A 5,917-nucleotide genomic window follows, 5' to 3' on the forward strand; every position below is an offset into this window, starting at 1 on the left:
CCGGGGTGGCCGCCTCCGTGGCCCCCCCGGTCGCGGCGTCGGTCGCCTCGGTCACGCCACGCCGGGATCCGTCGTGGGCTCGGGCGCCGCCATGACATCGTCGATCCGGTAGAGACGAGCGGCCTCCAGAAGGGTGCGCTTGTCGATGCTGCCTTCGCGGACCAGACCGGCGAGAACCGCGACGATGATCGATTCGGCATCGGTGTTGAAGAATCGACGCGCGGCCGGTCGGGTGTCGGAGAACCCGAATCCGTCGGTGCCCAGGACGGTGTAGTCCCCGGGGACCCACCCACGGATCTGGTCCGGCACCGCCTTCTGGAAGTCGCTCACCGCCACCTTCGGCCCCTTGCTGGAGTCGAGTGAGGCGGTGACGAACGGGATGCGGGGCTGCTGGTCGGGGTGACGGAGTTCGTGGCGCTCACACTCGAAACCGTCCCGGGCCAGCTCGTTCCACGATGTGGCCGACCAGAGGTCCGCCGCGACGTCCCATTTCTCCGCCAGCTCTTTCTGGGCCTCGGCCGCGGCGTACATCGCGACACCCGAGGCGAGGATCGACGCCTCGTGCGTTCCCTTCTCCGCCTTACGGAAGCAGTAGAGACCACGGAGCAGTGCCTCGATGTCCAGGTTCTCGGGCTCGGGCGGCTGGGGGACGGGCTCGTTGTACAGGGTGATGTAGTACGAGACGTTGTGGTCGACACCATCGGTCTCTGTCTCGTGCGCCGCGCCCGGACCGTACATCCGCTCGATGCCCGCTCGCATGATGTGGACGAGTTCGAATGCCCACGCCGGATCGTACGAGAGGATGCCCGGGTTGGTCGCGGCGAGCAACGGCGAATGGCCGTCCATGTGCTGCAGGCCCTCCCCGGTGAGGGTCGTGCGGCCGGCGGTCGCGCCGAGCAGGAACCCGCGCGCGAGCTGATCCGAGGCGGCCCAGATGCTGTCACCGGTGCGCTGGAAGCCGAACATCGAATAGAAGATGTACAGCGGGATCATCGGCTCGCCGTGGGTCGCGTACGCGGTCCCCGCCGCCGTGAACTCGGCGACCGACCCCGCCTCACTGATGCCCTCGTGCATGATCTGGCCGCTGGTGGACTCCTTGTAACTGAGCATCAGGTCGTGGTCGACCGAGGTGTAGTTCTGCCCGTGCGGGTTGTAGATCTTCAGGGTCGGGAACCACGAGTCCATGCCGAAGGTCCGGGCCTCGTCCGGGATGATGGGGACGATCCGGTCCCGCAGGGACTCGTCCCGCAGGAGCTCCTTGCAGGTACGGACCAGGGCCATCGTGGTGGCCACCGGTTGTTTGCCCGACCCCTTGCGCAACGAGGCGAAGGACTCGATCTTCGGCACGGAGAGCGGGGTGAAGCTCTGGCGCCGCTCCGGCACGTGACCGCCCAGCGCGATCCGCCGCTCCAGCATGTAACGGATCTCCGGGGAGTTGGGCCCGGGGTTGTAGTAGGGCGGCAACGTCGGGTCGGCTTCGAGCTCTTCGTCCGTGATCGGGATGAGCTGCTTGTCCCGGAACTGCTTGAGGTCGTCCAGCGTCAGCTTCTTCATCTGGTGCGTGGCGTTGCGACCCTCGAAGTTCTGGCCGAGTCCGAACCCCTTGATGGTGTGCGCGAGGATCACCGTGGGTCGACCGGTGTGCTCGAGCGCCGCCTTGTACGCGGCGTGGATCTTCCGGTAGTCGTGGCCACCGCGGCGCAGCGCCCAGATGTCCTCGTCGGACAGGTCCTCCACCAACTTGGCCGTACGCGGGTCGCGGCCGAAGAAGTGCTCGCGGATCCAGGCGCCGTCGTTGGCCCGGAACGTCTGGTAGTCGCCGTCGGAGACGGAGTTCATCAGGGAGACGAGGGCGCCCTCGGTGTCCTTCTCGAACAGGGCGTCCCACTCGCGTCCCCACACCACCTTGATGACGTTCCACCCGGCACCGCTGAAATACGATTCCAGCTCCTGGATGATCTGCCCGTTTCCGCGGACCGGGCCGTCGAGGCGCTGGAGGTTGCAGTTGATCACGAAGGTGAGGTTGTCCAGTGCGTCGTTCGCGGCCACCTGCAGGGCTCCGCGCGACTCGACCTCGTCCATCTCCCCGTCGCCGAGGAACGCCCAGACGTGCTGTTGCGAGGTGTCCTTGATCCCCCTGTTGGCGAGGTAACGGTTGAACCGCGCCTGATAGATGGCGTTCAAGGGTCCGAGGCCCATGGACACGGTGGGGAACTCCCAGAACTCGGGAAGGGAGCGTGGGTGGGGGTAGGAGGGGAGGGACCGGCCCGGGTGGCTCTTCTCCTGTCGGAAACCGTCCAGGTCGTGTTCCCGGAGGCGCCCCTCGAGGTAGGCGCGTGCGTACATGCCGGGCGAGGCGTGCCCCTGGAAGAAGATGTGGTCCCCACCGCCGGGGTGGTCCTTGCCGCGGAAGAAGTGGTTGTACCCCACCTCGTAGAGCGGTGCCGCCCCCGCGTAGGTGGAGATGTGGCCGCCCACGCCGATGCCGGGACGCTGGGCCCGGTGCACCATGATCGCGGCGTTCCACCGGATCCAGCGCCGGTAGGTGCGCTCCACGGACTCGTCGCCCGGGAACTCGGGTTCGAGACTGGTGGGGATCGTGTTGACGTAGTCCGTCGAGGTCAGGGCGGGCAGGGGTACGCGCTGCTTGGACGCGCGCTCGAGGAGCCGCAGCATGAGGTAGCGGGCCCGCTCGGGGCCTGCCTCCGCGAGCATGCCGTCGAGTGAGTCCATCCACTCCTGGGTCTCCTCGGGGTCCGAGTCCGCGAGGTAGGACGCGACCCCCTCGCGGAGGACCGGCACATTGGTGGGTGCGGAACCATCTCTCGTGCCTACGGTCTCGGTCATGCGTCTCGTCCTCACTTCTGCGATACGTACAGCGGCGACCCGGTGGGGGCACCACACATGTCGGGGTGCAGTCTCCGGTCGACCGCGCGTACCGCGGGTGTGGGTTGGATCGCGTGGTCGGCCGGACACGGGCCGTCGTCGGCCCATGTCTCCCCCTGATTGTGCCCCAAAGCGTGATGCGGGACACGAGCCTGCGGTCCCGGCGACGAAATGGGCGGTTGTCGTTTCCCCTGGGAGGGTGCCCGGGTAGTGTTCCTGGTCAGCGAAAGACCAAGACGAACACACTCGGATTCGAGGGAGGAACACCACGGTGGTCGCCGCGGCGAACCAACAGGACGGGGCGGATCAGATTGCTGGTCAGCTCGAACTGACGAAGGACATGCTCGTTCAGGAGGTCGGATGGGATTCCGACTGCGACGAGTCGATCAGTGAGGCCGTCGAGGACGCCGTCGGGTCGGAGCTGTTGGAGGAGGACACAGACGAGATCGTCGACGCCGTGCTGCTCTGGTGGCGCGACGGGGACGGCGACCTGGTGGACAGGCTGATGGACGTCGTGACCCCGCTCGCAGAAGAGGGCTCGGTGTGGGTCCTCACCCCCAAGACGGGGAATGCCGGTCACGTGGAACCCGCGGTCATCGCCGAGTCGGCCCAGACGGCTGGGATGCTCCAGACGCGTACCGCGGCCCTCGGGGACTGGGCGGGAAGCCGTCTGGCGTTGCGGAAGAACAGCATCCCGCGGAAGTGATGTCCCCCCGGGGGGTGGCGTCACCGTTCAGCGCGGTGCCCCCCCGGGGGGTGCCACGCCGTGACCAACGCGGGCGGCGGCACCGGAGGTCGACAGTCGAGCGGCGGCCCTCAGCCCGCGGGTTCGAGCAGGACAACCTCGCCGGACACCTCCTGCGCGGGTCCCGGCAGCGGTATCCGGTACGGGAGACGATCCTGGCTGGCATATGGCTCGACGCGGCGGTTACTGCCCCAGGCCCACAGACCACCGGTCTGGTCGATCCCGTAGGACGACGCGCTGCTCGCGCCGATCCACCGCATCGGGGGCACACCCACCACCTGGCGGGGTGTGGAGATGGAGAAGTCCTCGGTGTTGCCGTCGCCCAGGATCCCGTAGACGCTCCGGCCCCAGGCCCAGACGCGTCCCTCGGTATCCCGTGCGAGCGCGTATCTGCTCCCGGCCGCCACCTGGACGATGTCGGTCAACCCGTCGACCTTGACGGCCCGGGTGGTCTGTCCGCCGCGTGGCTCGACCCCGAGAAGTCCGTGGACGTTGTTGCCCCAGGCGCACACGTCGCCGCTGCCGGTGGCGATGATCCCGGCACCGCCGGGGTTGGCCACGCTGACGGCACCGGGTAGACCGCGGATGGTGCGGACCTCCGTCCCGTCCGGCTCTCCGAGAATCCGGGTGAGGTTGGTTCCCCAGGCCTGGATCTTGCCGTCGGAGCGGAGGGCCAGGGCGTTGAGCTGTCCGTAGGCGACCCCGATCACCTTCTCCACACGGGGGACAAGGGCCGGGGTGGGCTGCGCTCGGCTGCCTCCCTTCTCTCCTCCGGACGCGATGAACCCATCACCCCAGGCGACCACCGACCCGTCGGAACGGGTCGCCAGGAACGTCGAGCCCACGGCTTCCACGGACGTCACATCGTTGACGCCGGGGACCTTCTGCGGCCGGAGTACCTCCGGCGCTCCGGCCCCGACGCCGCCCAGGACTCCGAGATGGTCCACCCCGACCACCGAGACGGTCCCGTCCGGGTGGACCGCGGCGATCGCGTTGCGGGCGTCCGCCACCGAGATCACCTCCTCCCATCCCTCGATCGGACCGGGCGGGAGCGAGCCGCGGACGACGCTGCCCATCAGTACCGCCTGCCCCGGGGCCCGGGTCTCAGGGCTGGGTGAGGCCGAGGAGTCCGGGCACGGCGGCGCGGTCATGACCGCGCGATCGGCCGCGCTGCACCCGGTGACACCGGCGAGCGCCAACGAGAGCGCGACGGCCGAACGGACGGTCCTGAGGAGGTTCGCCATGACCGGATTCTGCGGTGGAGACGGACGGTTGTCCAGGGGCTTCATCCGCGCAGTACCGGGACGGCGCCGCGGTCACCCCGACGGTCCGGGGGTCTCCTGACCGGTCACCCCGGGGGCCGTCGTCCTCGGGATTGCCGGTGTTCGCTCGTCGAACGCCGGCCGTCAGCCCGCCGGTTCGAGCAGGACGACCTCGCCTGACACTTCCTGTGCGGGTCCCGGCAGCGGTACCTGGTACGGGCGACGATCCTGGCCGGCGTACGGCTCGACGCGGTGGCCGCCGCCCCAGGCCCACAGTTCACCGTTCTGGTCGATCCCGAAGGACGAGGTGCTATCGGCGCCGATCCACCGCATCGGGGGTACACCCTGCACCTGGAGGGGCTCCGCGGTCGAGGTGTCCTCGGTGCTGCCGTCACCCAAGACCCCGGAGACGACCCGGCCCCAGGCCCAGACGCGCCCGGCGGTATCCCGGGCGAGCGCGTAGTCGCTCCCGGCGGCCACCTGCACGATGTCGGTCAGCCCGTCGACCTTGACGGCCCGCGGACTCTGGCCGCCCCGCGGCTCGACGCCCAGAAGTCCGTGGACGTTGTTACCCCACGCGCAGACCTCTCCGGTGCTGGTGGCGATGATCGCAGCCCCGCTAGAGTTGGCGACGCTGACGGCCCCGGGGACGTCCCGAATCGTGCGCACCAGCGGCCCGTCCTGCTCACCGATGACCTGGGTGAGATTGATGCCCCACCCCTGGAGTTTCCCGTCGGACCGCAGCGCGAGCGCGTTGAGTTGCCCGGAGGCCACCTCGATCACGTTCTCGACCTTGGGGACCAGGCTCGGGGTGGGCTGGTTCCGCTCGTCGCCGCGGCGGCCCCCGCTCGCGATGAACGAGTCGCCCCACGCGATGACGGATCCGTCGGAGCGGGTCGCCAGGAACGCCCCGCCCACGGCGGCGACGGATGTCGCGTCCTGGATGCCGGGCACCGTGCGGGGCTGCTGGGTCCGCATGCCCCCGGCCACCGTGCCGGCCAGGAGACCCCGGTGATCCTCCCCG

General features: G+C 69.2%; 4 protein-coding genes. 1 reads left to right on the top strand and 3 read right to left on the bottom strand.

Going from position 1 to position 5,917, the window contains the following annotated elements; all coding sequences use genetic code 11:
• Positions 1-51: 51 nt before the first annotated feature.
• Positions 52-2,847 carry a pyruvate dehydrogenase (acetyl-transferring), homodimeric type gene (aceE, locus tag G6019_RS07520; protein WP_107756152.1) on the bottom strand — a complete coding sequence of 932 codons (2,796 nt, stop codon included), beginning with the start codon at positions 2,845-2,847 and terminating at the stop codon, positions 52-54.
• Between the two features lie 310 nt (positions 2,848-3,157).
• Between aceE and G6019_RS07525 the strand changes: the two genes are divergently transcribed.
• On the top strand, positions 3,158-3,592 hold the full coding sequence (locus G6019_RS07525; RefSeq protein WP_182613743.1) for a DUF3052 domain-containing protein: 435 nt from the start codon (positions 3,158-3,160) through the stop codon (positions 3,590-3,592).
• A 110-nt stretch (positions 3,593-3,702) separates the two neighbouring features.
• Here G6019_RS07525 and G6019_RS07530 read toward each other — a convergent pair whose 3' ends face one another.
• Together G6019_RS07530 and G6019_RS07535 are read right to left on the bottom strand one after the other, a co-directional pair.
• On the bottom strand, positions 3,703-4,875 hold the full coding sequence (locus G6019_RS07530; protein WP_182613742.1) for an RCC1 domain-containing protein: 1,173 nt from the start codon (positions 4,873-4,875) through the stop codon (positions 3,703-3,705).
• A gap of 162 nt (positions 4,876-5,037) precedes the next feature.
• On the bottom strand, positions 5,038-5,917 hold an 880-nt coding region (locus G6019_RS07535; RefSeq protein ID WP_182627322.1), incomplete at its 5' end, for an RCC1 domain-containing protein.

The organism is Dietzia sp. DQ12-76 (assembly GCF_014145045.1).
Taxonomy (GTDB): Bacteria; Actinomycetota; Actinomycetes; order Mycobacteriales; family Mycobacteriaceae; genus Dietzia.